Here is a 20882-nt window from a genome sequence, read left to right on the forward strand (position 1 = left end):
CCGCTGTCGTTCCACAGCAAATTCAGTATAGACCGAGTTCGGGGGCCGTCAAAGATTTTTTGAGACCCTTGAACCACCCCCGATTTCGGAGAAAAAACAGGCGTCTGTCACACTCACGACACAACCCTGTGGACTGATTACCGGCGCAGTTGCTGATCAATTTCCGTCAGTATCGCCGGGTCATCGATGGTGGACGGTGCGCTCCACTCTTCGCCATCGGCAATCTGCCGGATCACCCGCCGCAGTATCTTGCCGGACCGAGTCTTGGGCAGTCGTTCCACCAGCACTGCCCGGCGGAAGCAGGCGACAGCGCCGATTCGCTCCCGCACCATCTCCACCAATTCCTCCTCCAGCTCTTCCGGGTCGATGGTGGCGCCATCCTTTAGCAGCACCAGCCCCAGGGGAACCTGTCCCTTCATCTCATCCCGCGCGCCGACAACACAGCATTCCGCCACGGCCGGGTGGGAGGCCACCACTTCCTCCATTTCCCCGGTGGACAGGCGGTGCCCGGCCACGTTGATGACGTCATCGGTCCGCCCCATGATGAACACGTACCCGTCTTCATCCACGAAACCGCCGTCACCGGAACTGTAGTAGCCCGGGATGGGGGCCAGGTAGGTTTTACGGAACCGGGCATCGTCACCCCAGACCGTGGACAGGCAGCCCGGGGGCAGTGGCAGTTTCACCGCGACCTGTCCCTGTTCGCCGGGGGGCATGGGGCGTCCGTCGGGGCTGACCACCTGCACATTGAACCCGGGAGAAGGCAGGGTGGCGGAGCCGGGCTTGGTCTTCATCTCCTGGATGCCCACCGGATTACAGCAGATGGCCCAGCCGGTTTCCGTCTGCCACCAGTGATCGAGTACCGGCAGGCTGGTATGTTCTACCAGCCATTCATAGGTGGAGGGGTCCAGGCGTTCACCGGCCAGGAACAGGCGTTTCAATGAACGGATGTCGTAGTTGGCCATCAGGTCCGCTTCCGGGTCTTCCTTGCGCACAGCACGGAAGGCGGTGGGCGCCGTGAACAGGTAGTTGACGCGATGGTCCTGCACTACGCGCCAGAAAGCTCCGGCGTCCGGTGTCTTCACCGGCTTGCCTTCGTAGAGGATGGTGGTGCAGCCGGTAATCAGCGGTGCATAGACGATATAGCTGTGGCCTACGACCCAGCCTACATCCGAAGCGGCCCAGAACACATCACCGGGCCGGGCGCCATAGACCAGCTCCATGCTGTAGCGCATGGCGACGGCGTGGCCACCATTATCCCGCACAACCCCCTTGGGCTTGCCGGTGGTGCCGGAGGTGTAGAGGATGTACAGCGGATCGGTGGCCGCCACGGGCACCGGGTCGGCCGGCGTGGCCCCGGCCATTTCGGCCTCCCAGTCCAGGTCTCGTCCCGTGATCATGTCCGCCGTCACCTGGGGCCGCTGGAACACGATGCAGCACTCCGGCTTGTGCTCCGCCTGCTCAATGGCGCTGTCCACCAACGGCTTGTAGGCAATGACCTTGTTGACCTCGATACCGCAGGAGGCGGTTACCACGGCCTTGGGCCGGGCGTCGGTGATCCTGACCGCTAGCTCCCGGGCTGCAAAGCCCCCGAACACTACCGAGTGAACGGCCCCGAGCCGGGCGCACGCGAGCATGGCGATAACCGCCTGGGGCACCATGGGCATATAGATGATGACCCGGTCGCCGTGACCAATGCCCCGGGCCTTGAGCACACCCGCAAAGCGTGCCACCTGGTCGGTCAGTTGGCGGTAGGTATAGCTCTGGGTGGTGCCGGTGACCGGGGAATCATGGATCAGCGCCTTCTGGTCACCGCGGCCGGCGCGGATATTGGCGTCCAGGGCAACATCGCTGGTGTTGATCAGGCCATCCGGAAACCACTCGCCATGGCCGTTTTCACTGGCCTTCCAGATGTCCTCGGGGGGACGGATCCAGTCGATCGCGTTGGCTTTCTCACGCCAGAACTGTTCCGGCTGCTCCACCGAACGACGGAACTCCGATTGGTAGTCCATGGGTCCACCTCATGCAGTCGATCATTGTTGTTTTATTGCACTGTTGAGGTCGACTGTAAGGGATATGGGGCGCAGAGGAAGTAGACCAAAGGCTAAGGGAGACTTTGGCTACAGTTACATGCCAGCTTGCCGCACCGAATGAGCAGGGAGGTTTCAGTCGGAACCCGTATCCACGGACGAGACAGTGGCGTCCACGGTGCCTTTCGCCAGCTTGGCCTGAATGCGGTCCCCCGGGGACAGGGTGGCCGGGTCCCGGACCACGGTCTGGTCGTCGCTGGACACAATGGCATAGCCCCGGCCCAGGGTGGCCAGGGGGCTGACTGCATTGAGGGTGCGGGCGGCTGATTCCAGACGCTGGTTCCGCTTTTCCAACTGGCGGCCGAGGCTGGCCTGCAACCGTTCACCCAACTGGTCCACCCGCTGTGTCTGTTCGACGATGCGCCGGGAGGGCCGGTGGGCCAGCAGGCGCTGGGCCAGGTGGTCGCTGTGGGTTTGCTCCCGGCCCAGGCGCTGGCCGATGGCCTGACGGAATCGCAATTCTACATCGTCCAGGCGCTGGGCTTTCTCCTGCAGCTGTCGGCGTGGGTCCCGCAGTCTGGCCGTAAGCTGGCCGAGGCGGACATCCTGCTGGCGCAGGTAACGGCTGGCGGCGCCGGCCAGTCGCTGGCGGGTTTCGGTAAGGCGGGCCAGCCAGGCGGCCTGGTCCGGGGAGATTTTCTCGGCCGCAGCGGATGGCGTCGGGGCCCGGAGGTCTGCCACAAAGTCGGCAATGGTCACGTCCACTTCATGACCCACGGCACTGACGGTGGGAATCGGGCAGGTGGCGATGGCCCGGGCCACGGCTTCCTCGTTGAAGCACCACAGGTCCTCCAGGGAGCCGCCGCCGCGGCCGATAATCAGCACGTCGGCCTGGTTGTGGCGGACGGCCCGGTCGATGGCGCCGACAATGCTGGCAGTCGCGGCCTGACCCTGGACCGCCGTGGGGTAAAGGGTCACCGGAATACCGGGGCAGCGACGGCCCAGCACCGTCAGGATATCGTGGATGGCGGCCCCGGTGGGGGAGGTGATCACCCCGATATGGCGGGGCGTGTCCGGAATCGGCTTCTTGCGCTCCACTGCGAACAGACCCTCGGCCTGCAATCGGGCCTTGAGGGCCTCGAAGGCCTGCTGCAAGGCACCCAGGCCGGCGGGCTCCAGGTGTTCGACGATGATCTGGAAATCACCACGGTTCTCGTAAAGGCTGACCTTGCCCCGTATGCGGACCTGGTCTCCTTCTTTCGGCACCTGGCGGATGCGCTGGTTGAACCCCCGGAACATGGCGCAACGCACCTGGGCCCGCTGGTCCTTCAGGGAAAAGTACCAGTGCCCGGATGATGGGCGCGACAGGCTGGACAGCTCACCTTCCACCCATACCTGCATGAAGCTGGTCTCCAGCAGGTGCCGGGCCTGGCGGTTCAGTTCGGAAACCGTCAGGGCCCTGGGCCGCAGGGACGGGGATGGGTCGGAGTGCATCGGCGCCTCTATCGTTGTGCGAGGAGTCTGGAAAACCACCATGTTATCAGAACCTTCCCGTCTGCCATACGGGTTTTCCGAGAAAGGGGGTGGTTAAAAGTCACCAAAATTCAGCAAGATGCGCGCTGAGGCCGGTGTTGACGCGGTTTACTGTCGCGCCCGCGACCCTTATAATAGTTCGATTAAGGTGACCGGTTCCGATGTCGCGCTGCCACACCGGCGCCGGGCCTCCACATAGATTGTCCAAAAGGCGGGTCCCAATGTTGCGAATAGCCGAAGAAGCCCTCACGTTTGACGATGTTCTCCTGATGCCGGGTTACTCCGACGTGCTGCCCAAGCACGTGGACCTGAAGACCCAGCTTACCAAAGGCATTACCCTCAACATTCCGCTGGTTTCAGCCGCCATGGATACCGTCACCGAGTCAGAGCTGGCCATTGCGATGGCCCAGGAAGGCGGCATCGGTATCATGCACAAGAACATGACCGTCGAGCAGCAGGCCGCCGCCGTACGCAAGGTCAAGAAATTTGAAAGTGGCGTGGTCAAGGACCCGATTACCGTATCGCCTTCCAACACGGTACGGGAACTGGTGGATATCACCATGGCTAACAGCATTTCGGGTCTGCCAGTGGTGGATGGCAAGGACCTGGTGGGCATCGTGACCGGCCGTGACATCCGCTTTGAGAGCCGGATGGAAACCCGGGTCGCCGATATCATGACCCCCAAGGACAAGCTGGTCACCGTCCGCGAGGGTGCCGACCTGGAGGAAGTGAAGGAACTGCTGCACCGCAACCGTATCGAGAAGGTGCTGGTGGTCAACGATGAATTCGAGCTGCGCGGGCTGATCACCGTCAAGGACATCCAGAAGGCCAAGGACTATCCGCTGGCCTGCAAGGATGACCAGGGCCGCCTGCGCGTGGGGGCCGCCGTGGGTACCGGTGGTGACACCGAGGCCCGTATTGCGGCGCTGGTGGAGGCCGGAGTTGACGTGATTGTGGTGGACACCGCCCATGGCCATTCCGCCGGTGTTATTGAGCGGGTCCGGTGGATCAAGCAGAACTACCCGCAGGTAGAGGTGATCGGTGGCAACATCGCCACCGCCGATGCGGCGATTGCATTGGCGGATGCCGGCGCCGACGCCGTCAAGGTGGGTGTGGGCCCTGGTTCCATCTGTACCACCCGGATCGTGTCGGGCATTGGTGTGCCGCAGATCAGTGCGGTGTCCAATGTGGCGGCTGCGCTCAAGGGTAGGGGGGTGCCGCTGATTGCCGACGGTGGCGTTCGTTTCTCCGGCGATATCGCCAAGGCGATTGCCGCAGGCGCCTACAGCGTGATGGTGGGTGGTCTGCTGGCGGGCACCGACGAATCGCCGGGCGAGGTGGAACTGTTCCAGGGTCGCAGCTACAAGGCCTATCGCGGCATGGGCTCACTGGGCGCCATGGGGCAGGGCTCCAGCGACCGTTACTTCCAGGACGCCAGCGAAGGCGTCGACAAGCTGGTGCCGGAAGGCATTGAAGGCCGCGTGGCCTGCAAGGGTCCGATGCGTAACATTGTTCATCAGTTGATGGGCGGCCTGCGGGCATCCATGGGCTACACCGGTAGCGCTGACATGGAAACCATGCGGACCCGGCCCCAGTTTGTTCGCATCACCAATGCCGGCATGCGTGAGAGTCACGTGCACGACGTGACCATCACCAAGGAAGCCCCGAACTACCGCGTAAGCTAATGTTGCCTGGTTTGCGGCCCTCTTCGGAGGGCCGTTTTCTTCTTTCATGTTGAGGAACCCATGTCCCAGAACATCCACGACCACCGCATCCTGATTCTCGATTTCGGTTCCCAGTACACCCAGCTCATTGCCCGCCGGGTGCGGGAAATCGGGGTTTACTGCGAGATCAAGCCCTTTGACATGACAGCAGAGGAGATCGATGAGTTCCGTCCCAAGGGGCTGATCCTGGCGGGTGGTCCGGAATCGGTCACCCAACTGGGTGGTCCGCGTGCGCCGGAAGGTGTGTTCGAACGCGGCGTGCCGGTGCTGGGCATCTGCTATGGCATGCAGACCATGGCGGAGCAGCTTGGTGGTAGCGTGGCCAGTTCCGAGAAACGGGAGTTCGGCTACGCCCAGGTCAAAGTGCGGGCAGAAGGGCCGCTGCTCAAGGACATCAAGGATCACCTCACCGCCCAGGGGGAATCCCTGCTGGATGTGTGGATGAGCCACGGCGACAAGGTGGTCAACATGCCGGAGGGCTTCGAGCTGCTGGCCTCCACCGAAAGTGCGCCGGTAGCCGCCATGCAGGACGTTAGCCGTAACCTCTACGGCGTGCAGTTCCACCCGGAAGTGACTCACACCCTCCAGGGGCAGCGCATCCTGGAGCATTTTGTAAAGGACATCTGCCAGTGTGAGGCCCTGTGGACACCGGCCCGCATCGTGGATGACGCGGTGCGTCAGATCCAGGAACAGGTCGGCGGTGAAAAAGTGCTGCTGGGCCTGTCCGGCGGCGTGGATTCCTCGGTCACCGCCGCGCTACTGCACCGCGCCATCGGTGATCAGCTCACCTGCGTATTCGTGGACAATGGCCTGTTGCGCCTGAACGAAGGCGACCAGGTGATGGACATGTTCGCCCGCAACATGGGAGTGAAGGTGATCCGGGCGGATTCCGAGGACCTCTTCCTGGGCCGCCTGAAGGGCGTCGAGGACCCGGAGCAGAAGCGCAAGATCATCGGCAACACCTTTATCGAGGTGTTCGACGAGCACGCGACCCAGATCACCGACGTGAACTGGCTGGCCCAGGGCACCATCTACCCGGACGTGATCGAATCCGCCGCCTCCAAGACCGGCAAGGCCCATGTCATCAAGTCCCACCATAATGTGGGCGGTCTGCCGGAGACCATGAAGCTCAAGCTGGTGGAACCCCTGCGTGAGCTGTTCAAGGACGAGGTGCGCCGTATCGGCCTGGAACTGGGCCTGCCCTACGACATGGTCTACCGCCATCCCTTCCCGGGGCCGGGCCTGGGCGTCCGTATCCTGGGCGAGGTGAAGAAGGAATACGCCGATATTCTGCGCCGCGCCGATGCCATCTTCCTGGAAGAGCTGCACCGGGCCGACCTGTACCACAAGACCAGCCAGGCCTTTGCGGTCTTCCTGCCGGTAAAGTCCGTGGGTGTGGTAGGCGATGCCCGTCGCTACGAGTACGTGATCGCGGTCCGCGCCGTGGAAACCATCGACTTCATGACCGCCCGCTGGGCGCGCCTGCCATATGAAGTGCTGGAAACCGTCTCCAACCGGATCATTAACGAGATCTCCGGGGTGTCCCGGGTAACCTACGATATTTCTTCCAAGCCGCCTGCGACCATTGAGTGGGAGTGAGGCTTTGGCCTGACAGAAAACGGCGCCCCAAGGGGCGCCGTTTTTATTTGCGGTAGAGCGGCAATACTTCAGAAGGTGTAACGGGCACTCAGGGCAATCGAGCGGCCCGGCTCCAGCAGGGTTTCTACCGTTGGGAACTCATGCCCGTAGCTGGCCCGGTCGGTGTAGGCCTCGTCGGTGAGGTTGTCCACGGACAGGCGCAGGACCAGGGGCTCGATGGGGCGGTAGTCGGCGTAGATGTCCACCACCTGGTAGCTGTCCTGCTTCGAACCACTTTCCTCGACGGCGTCGTTCTCCAGCGCGAATTCCGCGTTCATGCCCAGGTCCACCGACACAGAGGGGAAGGCCAGGGCGCCGTTGATGGTAATGATTTTGCCCAGGGGTACGGTGAAGTAGTTGCCGTCATAGGAGGTGGCCACTTCGCCGTCTTTCTCGGATTCGATATCCGAGTATTTGATCGACAGTTCGCCCCGCTCGTGCAGGTAGCCGGCGGCCAGATCGTAACCTTCAATATCAAAGTCGGCAAACAGGTCCGGACCGCCGCCCCAACTGGGTGTGCGACCGTTCTTGATCTCGGTCTGATAGACGTTGGCCTCACCAAAGAAACCGGCTGCCTGGACCCGCAGGCCAGCGGTATAGTTCTTCGATTCCACCGATTTCACGTCGTCGTAGGCCCATGCGCCATTGAGGATGAAGTTCTCGGCCAGCGCCACGCCACCCCAGACATCCGAGTAACCGGCATTGATGGAGACATACTCGTTCAGGAACACTTCGCCGGAGAGGTTGGCGCTGACGCCGGAGTCGTCATGATCCGAGCCGTCGGTGCCGGTGAACTCCTGCCGGTCATAGCGGGCACCGTAGGAGAGTCTCAGCCAGTCGCCTACGGGTTGACGGACCTGGATGAAGGTACCGACATTCTCGGCGCTTTCCTCCAGGTCGGGGTCACCTTCGAAGCGGAATGTTGCAGTATCGTCATAGTAGTCGACGCCAGCGGTCACGGTAGCGAAGGGGGTATGGAACAGGTTCTGGACGGTGGCAGAATCACTCTCGGTGATACCGTTGTAGACGACGGTGGTTTCCGGAGCAGTCAGGGGATTCTCCCGGGTTTCCAGATCCGTCTCGTTGGTGCCCAGGGTAACTTCGGGGTTCCACAGACCTTCGCCCCGATCACGGCTGTAGTTGAAGACGGTATTGGTGCGGGTCAGGTCATAAACCCGGGATTCGGGCACCGGACGACCGGCAGTCAGATCGGCAAAGTTGGCCCGGTAGGGGCGGTCCGTGTCGTCGTTGACGACTTCATGACTCAGCTCCAGGCGGCCCAGTATGTCGTTCTCGTAGGCAATCTTGGCCAGGCCGCTGATCAGTGCGGGCGAGGTGTGGTCAACGGTATCTCCGTTACCATCTTCATAATCGTCGCCGTCCATATGTTTGATGTAGCCCAGTAGTTCCACATCGCCGACACGGCCATAGAGGGATCCGGAGGTGGTCAGCTGGTCGCCGTTGGTGGCGTAGCGGCCATCCACGAAACCACCAATAGTGCGGTCTGGCGCCAGCACGTCGTTCACGTCGATGGTCTCGTACGCCAGGCTGCCGCCAATCGCCCCGGGGCCATCATCGGCCGGAGCCACGCTGGCGGACGCCCGCACGGCTTTCAGCAGGGCCGGATCAATCAGGTTGGTGGCGTTGTGGTGGAACACCTTGTTGTTTTGGCGGGCACCGTCCACAGTCACGGCCATGGCGGTTTCCTCGACGCCCCGCACATACACCTTCTGGTTCATGGCGATGGGGCCGCCCACGGACACGGAGGATTCCTCCTTGAACAGGTCCTTCATATCCTGGGGCTGGCTGGCCTCAATGTCGGCACGGTTGTAGTTCACGGTGTCCGTGGGATTGGCGTCGATGGCGGCGAAAATCTGCACCGTGGGCAGCGCGGAAACCTCACCGTTGCCCTGCGCCAGTGGCTTTAGCAGGACAGCATTCTCGCCAGTGCGTTCGTAGGTGACACCGGTGCCCTGGAGCAGGTTCTGCAGCGCCTCATCCGGAGTGTAATCGCCACTCAGGGGGGAGGCGGTCCGACCTTCCAGCAGGGAGGTGTTGCCGCCAATGTTCAGGCCGGTCTGCTCCGCCAGTTCGGTGACCGCCTGGTCCAGTGGCTGGGCGGTGATGTTCACGGGGACTGCCGGCTCCTGGGCCAGGGTCAGGGTAGGTGTCGCCATGCCCAGGCCAAGGGCCAGCAGGGTGGCGGGAAGGTGTCGGTTGTTGCGCATCGAAATGCTCCTGATTGTCATTTGATGGTGCCTGTTATCTGTAATGACAATCCGGAGAAAGAATCGGGCAGTCATGGTCGACCTTTTTTTCAGTGGGCGACATCCAGGTACACCACATAGGGCGGGAAGCCCCGAGCATCCAGCCCCAGGGAGCCCGCGAGCAGACTGATGGCTGCCTCGGTATCCCGGGTAGGCAGGGCGCCGGTAAAACGCTTGTCGCTGGCGGCCAGTTCGTCGCTAATCATCAGCTTGCCGGAGTGATACTCTTCCAGCCGACCGACAACATCCTCCAGCGCGGTGCCGTTGAAGATGAGCTGTTCCCGGCTCCAGTCCGGCGTGGCCCGCAGTGACGCTGAGCCGCTCTGGAGCATGGCATCGCCCATGCGTGCCCACTGGCCAGCATTCAGTGCCAGGGATTCCCTGCCGTTGCCGGTGGTCACCCGGACCCGGGACTCGTACACCGTCACCAGGCTGTGGTCGTCATTGCGACGCACGCTATAGAGGGTGCCCATGGCCTCGGCTTTGCCGTTGCGGGTGGTCACGATGAACGGGTGGTCCGGGTCCGTCTCCACTTCTAACAGCACCTCGCCCCGGATCAGGCTGATCTGGCGGCGGCCCTTATCGAAGTTCACGTCAACGGCGCTGTTGGTGTTCAGGGTGATGTCGCTGCCGTCGGGTAGCTCAACGGTCGTCACCTCGCCGACGGCGCTACGGTAATCCGCCTGCCAGTATTGCCAGGGCAGTTGCAGTCCGGCCACGGCAACCAGCAGGCAAAGGCCTGCCGCACCCAGCGCACGTCCCAGGTGTGACGGAGAAGTAGCCGGGGCGGCGCCGGTCCACAGTCGCTGCATCTGGTCGAACACGTGGCGGTGTCGGGGATCCCGGGTCAGCCAGTCCTGGAATTCCCGGTTGTCGGTCGGATCAGGCGGCCCCTCGGCATCGAAATGGATCAGCCATTCAGCGGCCTGCTCACGGATGGCGTTCATCTGGCTCATTCCCCGTTCCTCCGAAAATCGTCATAGAGGCGGGCATGGCAGTGCACCAGGGCCTTTGATATGTACTGTTTGACGCTGCTTTCCGAGACATCCAGCCGCCGGGCGATCTGGTGGTAGCTGAGGCCTTCCGTCCGGGCCAGCAGGAAGGCTTCCCGGGGCTTTTCCGGTAGTTCCTCGGTGAGCATTATCAGCACCTGGTGGAGCAGATCCCGTGCTGCCACGATTTCTGCCGGCCCCTTGTGGTTGCCGGACTCCATGGTATGGGCAACCTGCTGCAGCACGTCAGCCTCCAGGTGCCTGCGACGGTGGCGGTTGATCATCAGCCGGTTGGCAATCACCAGCAGGTAGGCACGGGGTTCCCGCAAGACGGACAGATCCACGGTCAGCAGGCGCAGAAAGGTGTCCTGGCTCATGTCGCCGGCATCGGAAGGGCAGCCCAGCTTACCCTTGAGCCAGTTGAGCAGCCAGGGCTGGTGGTCCCGATACAGACTGTTTACGTCCCCTTCCGCGGAAAAGACAGGGGCTGTGTGTGAGTCCTGCGAGCTGGTGGACATGGAAGGTGAAACCTGTGCCTGTAGTAACTTGCGAATAGTAACCATTATCATTTTTAAGCTCAAGTTTTGCGTATTTAACGGGGACAGGTGGATGGGGTGGTTGGTCTCTGGAAAGGCGCCGTTGGCGGAGGGTTATCGAAAGTCGCACAATGACTCGGGCTTTTGGTATTCTTGTCGCCGGTTAAGCAGCCCTACAGCGGGCATTGTTGAGAGGTTTCTCGGGCGGTAGCGTGTCGGAACATTCCGAAGACGATCAATTCTGGATGCAGCGGGCCCTGGCGCTGGCCGCCCATGCCGCGCGTCTGGGTGAGGTGCCGGTGGGCGCGGTGGTGGTGCAGGGCGGCCGCGAGGTGGGGGCCGGTTACAACGCACCGATATCGGCCTGTGATCCCACTGCCCACGCGGAGGTCCGTGCACTGCGTGATGCCGCCGCCCGGCTCGGCAATTACCGCTTGTCCGGTGCGACGCTTTACGTAACACTCGAACCCTGTACCATGTGCGTAGGCGCACTGGTTCACAGTCGCATTTCCAGGCTGGTATATGGAGCCACCGAACCCAAGGGCGGAGCGGTGGCGTCGGTCCGTGCCACCCTGGAGGAACCCCACTTCAACTGGTCGGTGACGACCACCGCCGGGGTCCTGGCCGACGAGTGCGGGCGGATGCTGACCGATTTCTTCGCGGCCCGGCGTGAACAGATTCGCCGGGCCCGGACCAAACCTCAGGCCTGAATGATTCAGGGACGAAACGGAACACTGACATGAAAGTACTGGTGACCGGCGGGGCCGGCTATATCGGAAGTCATGTGGTACGCCAGCTTGGCCAGGCAGGGCATGACATCATTGTTTTCGATAATCTCTCCACCGGCTATGCCTGGGCCGTGACCGCCGGTGAACTGGTGGTGGGTGACCTGGCGGACGAACAGGCCATCGACGAGCTGTTCGCCAGACACAGCTTCGACGCGGTGCTGCACTTTGCCGCCAACATCGTGGTGCCGGAGTCCGTTGCCAATCCCCTCAAGTACTACAGCAACAACACCCGCAACACCCTGAACCTGCTCAAGGCGGTGGAGCGTTACGGGGTCTCCTACATGGTCTTCTCTTCCACGGCGGCGGTCTACGGCATGCCGGAGGAAACCGTGCTGACAGAGGACATGCCCCTGGCACCGATCAACCCCTATGGTGCCTCCAAGATGATGAGCGAGCGGATGATCATGGATCTTGCCGCGGCCTCCTCCCTGAACTACGTGATTCTCCGCTACTTCAACGTGGCCGGCGCCAACCCGGAGGGACTGTTGGGGCAGGCCACCCCGGAAGCCACCCACCTGATCAAGGTGGCCTGCGAATGCGTGACCGGAGCGCGGGCAGGCATGAGCATTTTCGGCACCGACTATGATACCCGCGACGGTACCTGCATCCGTGATTACATCCACGTGGAGGACCTGGCCAAGGCTCATGTCATGGCGCTGGACTACATGGCCCAGGGCGGCGAGTCCCGGGTACTGAACTGTGGCTATGGCCGCGGCTTCACGGTCCGTGAGGTGATCGATATGGTCAAGGCGCGCTCCGGGGCGGATTTCCCGGTGGAGGAGACCGGCCCCCGTGCCGGCGACCCGGTGGCCCTGATGGCCGACAACCGGCGCATCACCGACACCCTCGGCTGGATCCCGGACCATGACGACCTGGGCACCATCGTCCAGACCGCCCTGGACTGGGAAGCAAAATGGCAGAAGATTCAGAAAGAAACGGTTTAATCGCAATAGGTTGCGAAAGACTTTTAACGTAAATTCTACTCGATTCGATAGCAGGGAATGAGCCCATGAAAATTACCATTTTTGGCACAGGCTATGTGGGACTGGTGACAGGCGCCTGCCTGGCGGATTCCGGCCACGATGTGCTTTGCATGGATGTTGACCAGGGAAAGATCGAACGACTCAGGAATGGCCAGATCCCCATCTACGAGCCGGGGCTGGAGCCCATTGTCCGCCACAACGCGGATGCAGGACGCCTGAAGTTCACCACGGATACGGCGGAAGCCGTGGCCCATGGCCTGCTGCAGTTCATTGCCGTGGGCACGCCCCCGGATGAGGACGGTTCCGCCGACCTGCAGTATGTACTGGCGGTGGCCAAATCCATTGGCCAGCATATGGACGACTACAAGGTGGTGGTGGACAAGTCCACGGTGCCCGTGGGTACCGCCGACAAGGTGCGTGACGCCGTGCGCCTCGAGCTGGACCACCGCAACCTGGAGCTGGATTTCGATGTGGTCTCCAACCCCGAATTCCTCAAGGAAGGGGCCGCGGTCAACGATTTCATGAAGCCGGACCGCATCATCGTCGGCACCAACAGTGACCGGGCGGAAGAGGTTCTGCGCGAGGTTTACTACCCGTTCAACCGCAACCACGACCGGATGATCTTCATGGACATCCGTTCCGCCGAGCTGACCAAGTACGCCGCCAACGCCATGCTGGCCACCAAGATCAGCTTCATGAACGAGGTTGCCAACCTGGCGGAACGCCTGGGCGCGGATATCGAGGCGGTGCGTCGTGGTATCGGTTCCGACCCGCGTATCGGCTACCACTTCATCTACCCGGGCTGTGGCTACGGTGGCTCCTGCTTTCCCAAGGATGTGCAGGCGCTGGCCCGCACCGCCCATGGCTGTGGGTATGAGTCAAAGCTGCTCAATGCCGTGGAAGCGGTAAACTACGACCAGAAGCACGTACTGTTCGACAAGGTCAGCCACTACTTCCAGGGCGACCTGGCGAACAAGACCGTGGCGGTCTGGGGGCTGTCCTTCAAGCCCAACACGGATGACATGCGAGAAGCGCCGGCCCGTACCCTGATGGAATCCCTCTGGGAGTCCGGTGCCAGGGTCCAGGCCTTCGATCCGGAAGCCATGGAGGAAACCCAGCGTATCTACGGTAACCGGGATGACCTGCAACTCTGCGGTACCAAGGAGCAGGCCCTGCGCGGCGCCGACATCCTGGTAATCTGTACCGAGTGGAAGGAATTCCGCTCACCGGACTTCGAGGCCATCGTGAAGACCCTCAAAGAGCCGGTGATCATCGACGGTCGTAACATGTACGAGCCCCAGATGCTGGATCGTTATGGTCTGGTTTACTACGCTATCGGTCGCGGTCGTAACCAGTTCAACGTCGGCTGACGTCATGGCTGGAGATTTCCTCCTTCACGCACGGCTGGAGGCTGACACCATCAGCCTCGGTCGTACCGACCTGTGTGAAATCCGCCTGATGAACGACCGGACCTGGCCCTGGGTGCTGCTGGTGCCCAGGCGTCCGGATATCCGGGAGATCTACCAGTTGTCCGTTGCCGATCAGCAGCAGTTGCTGGCGGAATCCTCGTTACTGGGGAAGGGGATGATGGGGGCGTTTGGTGGCGACAAGCTTAACGTCGCGGCACTGGGCAATATGGTTCCTCAGCTCCACCTGCATCACATTGTCCGCCGGGAGGGGGACACCGGCTGGCCTGGTCCGGTCTGGGGGCTCCAGGCCCCTGAGCCCTACGGTGAGGGCGAGCTGGAGGCGTTTCTTGCGCGGCTTGAACCAGTGCTTGCCGAACTGATCAAAGGGGTTCCGGCGGGCTGATTCCCAAATCCTGGCTCAGAGCCGGATCGTGTTCTGGTGTCGTGCCATTACCTGGGAGCCCAGCAGCACCATGCGCAGCTCCATTTTCAGCCGCTTCCGCAACTGCTCCCTTTCCTCGCGACTGGCATCCAGGGCCTCCGCACCCTGGTTGAACACCAGCGTCACCATGGCTTCCGCCACCGTGCGGGCATTGTAGAGTGGTTTGCCCCGTTCCTCGCCAAAGCGGGCCAGGTCATCCGCCAGTTCCGTCACGAAATGATCGATCTCGGCCTTCACGGCGGTACGGAACTGCTTGGATACCCCGGTCCGTTCACGCAACATCAGGCGGAACAGGTTGGCGTTGTTGCCCAGGTATTCCAGGAAGGTATCCACCGACGTGCTGATGGCGCTGCCGTTACGGGCAATCCGCTTGCGGGCCTGGCGCATGAGCTGTCGCAGGGCGACACCGCCTTCGTCCACCAGGGCCAGGCCCAGTTCGTCCAGCTCCGCGAAGTGACGATAGAAGGAGGTGGGGGCAATGCCCGCCTCCCGGGCCACTTCCCTCAGGCTCAGGCTGCCGAAACCCCGGTCGGCGCTGAGCTGGGAGAGGGCGGCGTCCATCAGGGCACGGCGGGTACGGAGTTTCTGTTCGGCGCGGGCTGACACGGGGTATCCTTGGTTGGTCTGCTGGCGAGTCATTGTAGACAGGCAATTATGAGGATGATAGCGGACAGCGACGACTCTGAGACAAATCACCGGAACGGGTTCCATGTGCCTTGCGGCCAATTCGTGAATCCGCGGCGAATCCTGGTCCTGATTTTGGGCGCGATTGTGTTTATAATGACCCGCTTTTTCAAAGGCCCCTTCAGGGCAGCCACCATCCTGGTGGCAGGACTTCAGAACACACACTTGTAACGACAGCTATGGGAACGGGTATGCGCAGTCATTATTGCGGTGGAATCAACGAGTCAAACATCGATCAGGACGTCACGCTCTGTGGCTGGGTCCACCGCCGGCGGGATCACGGGGGCGTCATCTTCCTGGACCTGCGTGACCGGGACGGCATGGCCCAGGTGGTGTTCGATCCGGATACCGAGGAAAGCTTTGCCAAGGCCGAGAAGGTCCGTAGCGAGTTTGTGATCCAGATCACCGGCCGGGTCCGCCGCCGTCCCTCTGGTACCGAGAACCCCAACATGCCCACCGGCCAGGTGGAAGTGCTGGGCCGCGAGCTGACCATCCTCAACGCCGCCGCCACCCCGCCGTTCCCCCTGGACGAGCATGTGGATGTGGGCGAGGACGTGCGCCTGCGCTACCGTTTCGTGGACCTGCGCCGCCCCGAGATGCTCAACCGTCTGCGGTTCCGCTCCCGGGTCACCAGCTACATCCGTAACTTCCTGGACGGCAACGGCTTCATGGACGTGGAAACCCCGATCCTGACCCGTGCCACGCCGGAAGGTGCCCGTGACTACCTGGTGCCCAGCCGTACCCATGAGGGCTCCTTCTTCGCGCTGCCCCAGTCTCCGCAACTGTTCAAGCAGTTGCTGATGGTGTCCGGCGTTGACCGTTACTACCAGATCGCCAAGTGTTTCCGGGACGAGGACCTGCGTGCCGACCGTCAGCCGGAATTCACCCAGGTGGATCTGGAGGCTTCCTTCGTCAACGAGGAAGACCTGATGAATCTGACCGAATCCATGACTCGCAACCTGTTCAGGGACGTGCTGGACGTGGAGCTGCCGGAATTCCCGCGCATGCCCTACGCCGAGGCCATGCAGCGTTACGGCTCCGACAAGCCGGACCTGCGTATCCCGCTGGAACTGGTGGATGTGGGCGATCTGGTTGAGAGCGTCGACTTCAAGGTGTTTTCCGGCCCGGCCAAAGACCCGAAAGGCCGCGTTGCCGCACTGCGGGTGCCCAATGGTGGCAGCCTGACCCGCAAGCAGATCGATGACTACACCAAATTTGTCGGCATCTATGGTGCCAAGGGGCTGGCCTACATCAAGGTGAACGAAGTCGCCAAGGGTGTTGAGGGCCTGCAGTCACCCATCGTCAAGTTCCTGGGTGACGAGACCGCCATGGCAGTGATGGAACGCACCGGCGCGGAGGACGGCGATATCGTGTTCTTCGGTGCGGACAAAACCAACGTGGTCAACGAGGCCCTGGGGGCCCTGCGGATCAAGGTGGGCCACGACCTGGAAATGCTTACCAAAGAATGGGCGCCCTTGTGGGTGGTGGATTTCCCCATGTTCGAGGAAACCGACAACGGCGGCCTGACCGCTATCCACCATCCGTTCACGGCGCCGAGCTGCACCCCGGAAGAGCTGGCGGCGGACCCCGCCAATGCCCTGTCCCGGGCCTATGACATGGTACTGAACGGTACCGAGCTGGGTGGCGGTTCCATCCGTATCCACGATGAGAACACCCAGCAGTCCGTGTTCCGGGTACTGGGGATCGACGAGGAAGAAGCCCGGGCCAAGTTCGGCTTCCTGCTGGACGCCCTCAAGTTCGGTTGTCCTCCCCACGGTGGCCTGGCCTTCGGTCTGGACCGTCTGGTGATGCTGATGACCGGTGCCAGCTCGATCCGTGACGTGATTGCGTTCCCGAAAACCCAGAGTGCCACCTGCCTGATGACACAGGCTCCGGGCGAGGTGGACGAGAAGCAGCTCAAGGAACTCAACATCCGCCTGCGCAAGCCGGTCGCCAAGGCGGCCGACCAGGCCGGGGAGAAGTCCGAAGGCTGAGACAGGGCCGCTCCGGTATTCGTTTCGGTCGGGGCGGCTCCCAATCCATTGGCCAGCAGCAAGACAGGAGTGGTTTATGGCCGGGCACAGTAAATGGGCCAACATCAAGCACCGCAAGGCGGCCCAGGATGCCAAGCGTGGCAAGATCTTCACCAAGATCATCCGTGAACTGGTGGTGGCGGCAAAGCTGGGTGGCCCGGACCCGAACGATAACCCCCGTCTGCGTGCGGTGATGGACAAGGCGCTGACCGCCAACATGAAGAAGGACACCATCGAGCGCGCCATTGAGCGGGGCGCCGGCGGTGGCGACGACAACAACTACGAGGAACTGACCTACGAAGGGTATGGTCCCGGAGGCGTCGCCATGTACGTGGAGGTCATGACCGATAACCGTAACCGTACCGTGGCCGAGGTGCGCCACGCCTTTAACAAGTTCGGCGGCAACCTGGGCACCGATGGTTCGGTGGCGTTCCTGTTCAGCAAGCAGGGCATCCTCAGCTATGCTCCAGGCACCAGCGAGGAACGGTTGATGGAAGTTGCCCTGGAGGCGGGTGCGGAGGATATTGTCGAGCAGGATGATGGCTCCTTCGAGGTGCGCACCACCCCGGAAACCTACCTGGATGTGAAGGAAGCCCTGGTGGAAGCCGGCCTGGAGCCCGACAATGCCGAAGTCACCATGGTACCGGCGACCACCGTGGACCTGGACCGGGATGGCACCGAGTCCAACCTCAAGCTGATCGACATGCTTGAGGACCTGGACGACGTGCAGAACGTCTATTCCAACGCCGAATTCGACGACGAGGTTCTGCAGGAACTCAACGCCTGAGTCGACTCCCTACCCACAAGACGCGGGGGCAGTGCCTGATGGCAATTATCCTTGGGGTGGATCCCGGATCCCGTATTACCGGGTATGGCGTCATCCGCACCAGTGGCCGCACTACCGGATACCTGGACAGTGGCTGTATCCGGGTCGGGGAGCGGCCCATGGCGGAGCGGCTGCAGGTGATCTTCCAGAGCCTGGCCACGCTGATTGCCGAGTACCGGCCGGACGAATTCGCCATTGAGCAGGTGTTCATGGCCCGCAACCCGGATTCAGCCCTCAAGCTGGGGCAGGCCAGGGGCGTGGCTATCGTCAGCGCCGCCAATTCCGGGCTGGCGGTACACGAATACTCCGCCCGCCAGGTGAAGCAGGCGGTGGTGGGCAAGGGCGGCGCCGACAAGTCCCAGGTCCAGCACATGGTGCAGGCCATCCTCAAACTCGCCCGCAAGCCCCAGGAGGATGCCGCCGACGCCCTGGCCATCGCCCTGTGCCATGCCCACATGAGCCAGAGCGTGGCCCGCCTGTCCGGAGCCGGTCGGGCATCCGCAACGTCGGCCACATCACAGGCGGCTGCCGGCAGGCGTGTCCGCGGCGGTCGGATGCGTTAATCTTCCCTCTATCCCGGAAACAGAACACTATTCCAGTAACAGAACAACGGAGACAGACCCGGTGATCGGACGACTGCGCGGTACCCTGGTTGAAAAGCAGCCTGGCCAGGTCCTGGTGGAGGCTGCCGGCCTCGGTTATGAAGTGGATATTCCCTACACCACCTTCTTCCATCTGCCGGAAGCCGGCCAGGAAGTCACCCTGCATACCCACTTTGCGGTCCGTGAGGATGCCCAGAGTCTGTATGGCTTTGCCCGGCGCCTGGACCGGGATCTGTTCCGCCTTCTGATCAAGGTGAACGGGGTGGGCCCGAAGCTGGCTGTGGGGATTCTTTCGGGTCTGGATGCAGACCAGTTCATCCGCTGCGTGGAGCAGAGGGACACCAGCGCCCTGGTGAAACTGCCGGGTGTGGGCAAGAAGACCGCCGAGCGACTGTTGATCGACATGGCTGACCGTATCGGGCAGCTTGAGGGGCAGTTCGTGGTATCCAGTGATGGTGCCGTGAAAGAATCGGACCTGCCGTCACGGTCTCCAAAGCAGCCGGACGCATCGGAAGAGGCGGAAGCCGCCCTGATCGCCCTGGGCTACAAACCCCAGGAAGCGAGCAGGGCCATCAATCGTGTCACCGAAGACGGCATGAGCCGGGAAGAGCTGATCCGGCAGGCGCTCAAGGCCATGATTCCCGCCACCTGAGGCGGATTGCCCATTTTTCGGCGGTCGGGAATGGCCGGGGAATGTGTAAAGAGCGTAACGTGACAGGCATACTACTGACCGTACAATGTGTCCGGGTTGAGGGGATGACCGGAAGCACCTGACCAGGGCCTGCCGACGCGGGTCAGGGCAGGGGGTGCACCGACGGGGTCCGACAATGCCGGTCAGGGCGGATGAACAAGTCATCCGAACACAGGTATGATGGTGAAAACCTGTAACGAGTCTTTACATGATTGAATCTGATCGACTGATTTCTCCCCAGGCCGGGCTACAGGAAGAGGCCTACGACCGAGCGATACGGCCCCACCGCCTGGAAGACTACGTGGGTCAGCCCACTGTCCGCGAACAGATGGAGATCTTTATCTCCGCCGCCCGGGGCCGCAACGAGGCCCTGGACCACACGCTTATCTTCGGCCCTCCGGGTCTCGGCAAGACCACCCTCGCCAATATCATCGCCAATGAAATGGGCGTGGCTATCAAGACTACCTCCGGCCCGGTGCTGGAGAAGGCCGGTGACCTGGCAGCCATGCTCACGAACCTGGAACAGGGCGATGTCCTGTTTATCGACGAGATCCACCGCCTCAATGCGGCGGTGGAGGAAGTGCTCTACCCGGCGATGGAAGACTACCAGCTCGATATCATGATCGGGGAAGGGCCGGCGGCCCGCTCCATCAAGCTGGACCTGCCGCCGTTTACCCTGGTGGGGGCGACCACCCGGGCCGGATTGCTGACATCGCCGCTGCGGGACCGCTTCGGCATCGTGCAGCGGCTGGAGTTCTACAATACCCGCGACCTGACCTCGATTGTGCTGAGGTCGGCCGCTCTGTCCGGCGTCTCCATAGACGACGCCGGTGCCTATGAGATCGCCCGGCGGTCCCGGGGCACGCCGCGGATTGCCAACCGACTGCTGCGCCGGGTGCGGGACTACGCGGAAGTAAAGGCCGATGGTTCCATTACCGCCGGGGTGGCGGACCAGGCCCTCAACATGTTGAAAGTGGACAACGAAGGCTTCGATCACATGGACCGCCGGCTGCTGCTGGCCATGATCGAGAAATTTGATGGGGGCCCCGTGGGGGTCGACAGCCTTGCCGCCGCCATCAGCGAAGAGCGGGGCACCATCGAGGATGTGCTGGAGCCTTTCCTGATACAGCAGGGGTTCATGGTCCGGACGCCAAGGGGGCGTATGGTCACCAACAGTGCCTACCTTCACTTTGGCGCCACGCCGAAATCATCACACCAGGAGGATCTCCTTGACGGACAGCCGTAACGACGCCGATCAGGAACTCGCCGCCTTTACCCTGCCCGTACGTGTCTATATCGAGGATACAGATGCTGGCGGTATTATCTTTCATCCCAAGTACCTGCATTATATGGAGCGGGCGCGTACTGAATGGTGTCGGGGGCGTGGCGTGGGGCTTCGCTCCGGGCTCAGCGACAACATCAGCTATGTGGTACAGAAACTGAACATTCACTACGCGGCGCCCGGTTATGTCGACGACGAACTGCTGGTCACGGCAGACCTGGTGAATGCCGGGCGCGTATGGATGGAGTTCGACCAGAGGGTAAGCCGCGCGGCGGATGACCGGGAACTGGCCCGCGCCAGTGTCACGGTTGCCTGCGTGGCCCTGGATTCCGGGCGCCCGAGGCGGCTGCCGGAAGACCTGGGGCAATTGCTGAAGCGGCACCTGGCGGCAAAGACATCATCACAGACACATCAGGAGTAAA

The 20882-nt window shown here is 62.2% G+C and carries 18 protein-coding genes; 12 read left to right on the forward strand and 6 right to left on the reverse strand.

The genetic code is table 11. The features are described 5' to 3' along the window. Positions 1-137: 137 nt before the first annotated feature. The gene (locus tag ACJO3T_RS07690) at positions 138-2012 is read right to left on the reverse strand and encodes a propionyl-CoA synthetase (protein ID WP_406978199.1); all 1875 of its coding nucleotides are present in this window, start codon (positions 2010-2012) and stop codon (positions 138-140) included. A gap of 153 nt (positions 2013-2165) precedes the next feature. Next, complete coding sequence (gene xseA / locus ACJO3T_RS07695) at positions 2166-3524, reverse strand: exodeoxyribonuclease VII large subunit (RefSeq protein ID WP_406978200.1); 1359 nt, start codon at positions 3522-3524, stop codon at positions 2166-2168. A 260-nt stretch (positions 3525-3784) separates the two neighbouring features. Here xseA and guaB point away from each other — a divergent pair, with 260 nt between their 5' ends. After that, positions 3785-5248, forward strand: coding sequence for an IMP dehydrogenase (gene guaB / locus ACJO3T_RS07700; protein WP_406963529.1), 1464 nt, complete (start codon positions 3785-3787; stop codon positions 5246-5248). 60 nt (positions 5249-5308) lie between these two features. Beyond that, the gene (gene guaA, locus ACJO3T_RS07705) at positions 5309-6886 is read left to right on the forward strand and encodes a glutamine-hydrolyzing GMP synthase (protein WP_406963528.1); all 1578 of its coding nucleotides are present in this window, start codon (positions 5309-5311) and stop codon (positions 6884-6886) included. Positions 6887-6954: 68 nt separating this feature from the next. Here guaA and ACJO3T_RS07710 read toward each other — a convergent pair whose 3' ends face one another. From ACJO3T_RS07710 to ACJO3T_RS07720, 3 genes are all read right to left on the reverse strand, one after another. Next, the gene (locus ACJO3T_RS07710) at positions 6955-9153 is read right to left on the reverse strand and encodes a TonB-dependent receptor (RefSeq protein WP_406978201.1); all 2199 of its coding nucleotides are present in this window, start codon (positions 9151-9153) and stop codon (positions 6955-6957) included. An 89-nt stretch (positions 9154-9242) separates the two neighbouring features. Next, on the reverse strand, positions 9243-10148 hold the full coding sequence (locus tag ACJO3T_RS07715; protein WP_406978202.1) for a FecR family protein: 906 nt from the start codon (positions 10146-10148) through the stop codon (positions 9243-9245). Continuing rightward, a complete protein-coding gene (locus tag ACJO3T_RS07720) occupies positions 10145-10702 on the reverse strand; it encodes a sigma-70 family RNA polymerase sigma factor (protein WP_406978203.1) in 558 nt (185 codons plus the stop codon). The genes ACJO3T_RS07715 and ACJO3T_RS07720 overlap by 4 nt, the downstream gene beginning before the upstream one ends. A 230-nt stretch (positions 10703-10932) precedes the next feature. Between ACJO3T_RS07720 and tadA the strand changes: the two genes are divergently transcribed. The 4 genes from tadA (at position 10933) to ACJO3T_RS07740 (ending at position 14303) form a co-directional block, all read left to right on the forward strand. Beyond that, positions 10933-11430: a tRNA adenosine(34) deaminase TadA gene (gene tadA / locus ACJO3T_RS07725; RefSeq protein WP_406978204.1), complete on the forward strand. Its 498-nt coding sequence runs from the start codon at positions 10933-10935 to the stop codon at positions 11428-11430. Positions 11431-11459: 29 nt separating this feature from the next. Continuing rightward, positions 11460-12452, forward strand: a complete 993-nt coding sequence (galE, locus tag ACJO3T_RS07730) for a UDP-glucose 4-epimerase GalE (protein WP_406963523.1) — start codon at positions 11460-11462, stop codon at positions 12450-12452. Between the two features lie 65 nt (positions 12453-12517). Further along, on the forward strand, positions 12518-13861 hold the full coding sequence (locus ACJO3T_RS07735; RefSeq protein WP_406978205.1) for a UDP-glucose dehydrogenase family protein: 1344 nt from the start codon (positions 12518-12520) through the stop codon (positions 13859-13861). A gap of 4 nt (positions 13862-13865) precedes the next feature. Next, positions 13866-14303: an HIT domain-containing protein gene (locus ACJO3T_RS07740; protein ID WP_406978206.1), complete on the forward strand. Its 438-nt coding sequence runs from the start codon at positions 13866-13868 to the stop codon at positions 14301-14303. A 15-nt stretch (positions 14304-14318) separates the two neighbouring features. Here ACJO3T_RS07740 and fabR read toward each other — a convergent pair whose 3' ends face one another. Next, entirely contained in the window at positions 14319-14948 is a 630-nt protein-coding gene (gene fabR, locus ACJO3T_RS07745; RefSeq protein WP_406978207.1) for an HTH-type transcriptional repressor FabR, read from the reverse strand. 269 nt (positions 14949-15217) lie between these two features. Here fabR and aspS point away from each other — a divergent pair, with 269 nt between their 5' ends. The 6 genes from aspS (at position 15218) to ACJO3T_RS07775 (ending at position 20881) form a co-directional block, all read left to right on the forward strand. Beyond that, positions 15218-17020: an aspartate--tRNA ligase gene (gene aspS / locus ACJO3T_RS07750; RefSeq protein WP_406978208.1), complete on the forward strand. Its 1803-nt coding sequence runs from the start codon at positions 15218-15220 to the stop codon at positions 17018-17020. A gap of 76 nt (positions 17021-17096) precedes the next feature. Further along, a complete protein-coding gene (locus ACJO3T_RS07755; protein ID WP_406963519.1) occupies positions 17097-17846 on the forward strand; it encodes a YebC/PmpR family DNA-binding transcriptional regulator in 750 nt (249 codons plus the stop codon). 38 nt (positions 17847-17884) lie between these two features. Next, complete coding sequence (ruvC, locus tag ACJO3T_RS07760; protein WP_406978209.1) at positions 17885-18448, forward strand: crossover junction endodeoxyribonuclease RuvC; 564 nt, start codon at positions 17885-17887, stop codon at positions 18446-18448. A 61-nt stretch (positions 18449-18509) separates the two neighbouring features. Beyond that, positions 18510-19139, forward strand: a complete 630-nt coding sequence (ruvA, locus tag ACJO3T_RS07765) for a Holliday junction branch migration protein RuvA (protein WP_406978210.1) — start codon at positions 18510-18512, stop codon at positions 19137-19139. A gap of 247 nt (positions 19140-19386) precedes the next feature. Further along, entirely contained in the window at positions 19387-20424 is a 1038-nt protein-coding gene (gene ruvB, locus ACJO3T_RS07770) for a Holliday junction branch migration DNA helicase RuvB (protein WP_406963516.1), read from the forward strand. Further along, positions 20408-20881: a YbgC/FadM family acyl-CoA thioesterase gene (locus ACJO3T_RS07775; protein ID WP_406978211.1), complete on the forward strand. Its 474-nt coding sequence runs from the start codon at positions 20408-20410 to the stop codon at positions 20879-20881. The genes ruvB and ACJO3T_RS07775 overlap by 17 nt, the downstream gene beginning before the upstream one ends. Position 20882: the final 1 nt, after the last annotated feature.

The sequence above is a fragment of the Marinobacter shunpengi genome, assembly GCF_045449715.1.
In the GTDB taxonomy this organism is placed as follows: Bacteria; Pseudomonadota; Gammaproteobacteria; order Pseudomonadales; family Oleiphilaceae; genus Marinobacter.

Coding starts and splice junctions, on each gene's coding strand:
- ACJO3T_RS07690 (WP_406978199.1), bottom strand. CDS start 2,012: ATGGACTACCAATCGGAGTTCCGTCGTTCGGTGGAGCAGCCGGAACAG.
- xseA (WP_406978200.1), bottom strand. CDS start 3,524: ATGCACTCCGACCCATCCCCGTCCCTGCGGCCCAGGGCCCTGACGGTT.
- guaB (WP_406963529.1), top strand. CDS start 3,785: ATGTTGCGAATAGCCGAAGAAGCCCTCACGTTTGACGATGTTCTCCTG.
- guaA (WP_406963528.1), top strand. CDS start 5,309: ATGTCCCAGAACATCCACGACCACCGCATCCTGATTCTCGATTTCGGT.
- ACJO3T_RS07710 (WP_406978201.1), bottom strand. CDS start 9,153: ATGCGCAACAACCGACACCTTCCCGCCACCCTGCTGGCCCTTGGCCTG.
- ACJO3T_RS07715 (WP_406978202.1), bottom strand. CDS start 10,148: ATGAGCCAGATGAACGCCATCCGTGAGCAGGCCGCTGAATGGCTGATC.
- ACJO3T_RS07720 (WP_406978203.1), bottom strand. CDS start 10,702: ATGTCCACCAGCTCGCAGGACTCACACACAGCCCCTGTCTTTTCCGCG.
- galE (WP_406963523.1), top strand. CDS start 11,460: ATGAAAGTACTGGTGACCGGCGGGGCCGGCTATATCGGAAGTCATGTG.
- ACJO3T_RS07735 (WP_406978205.1), top strand. CDS start 12,518: ATGAAAATTACCATTTTTGGCACAGGCTATGTGGGACTGGTGACAGGC.
- ACJO3T_RS07740 (WP_406978206.1), top strand. CDS start 13,866: ATGGCTGGAGATTTCCTCCTTCACGCACGGCTGGAGGCTGACACCATC.
- aspS (WP_406978208.1), top strand. CDS start 15,218: ATGCGCAGTCATTATTGCGGTGGAATCAACGAGTCAAACATCGATCAG.
- ACJO3T_RS07755 (WP_406963519.1), top strand. CDS start 17,097: ATGGCCGGGCACAGTAAATGGGCCAACATCAAGCACCGCAAGGCGGCC.
- ruvC (WP_406978209.1), top strand. CDS start 17,885: ATGGCAATTATCCTTGGGGTGGATCCCGGATCCCGTATTACCGGGTAT.
- ruvB (WP_406963516.1), top strand. CDS start 19,387: ATGATTGAATCTGATCGACTGATTTCTCCCCAGGCCGGGCTACAGGAA.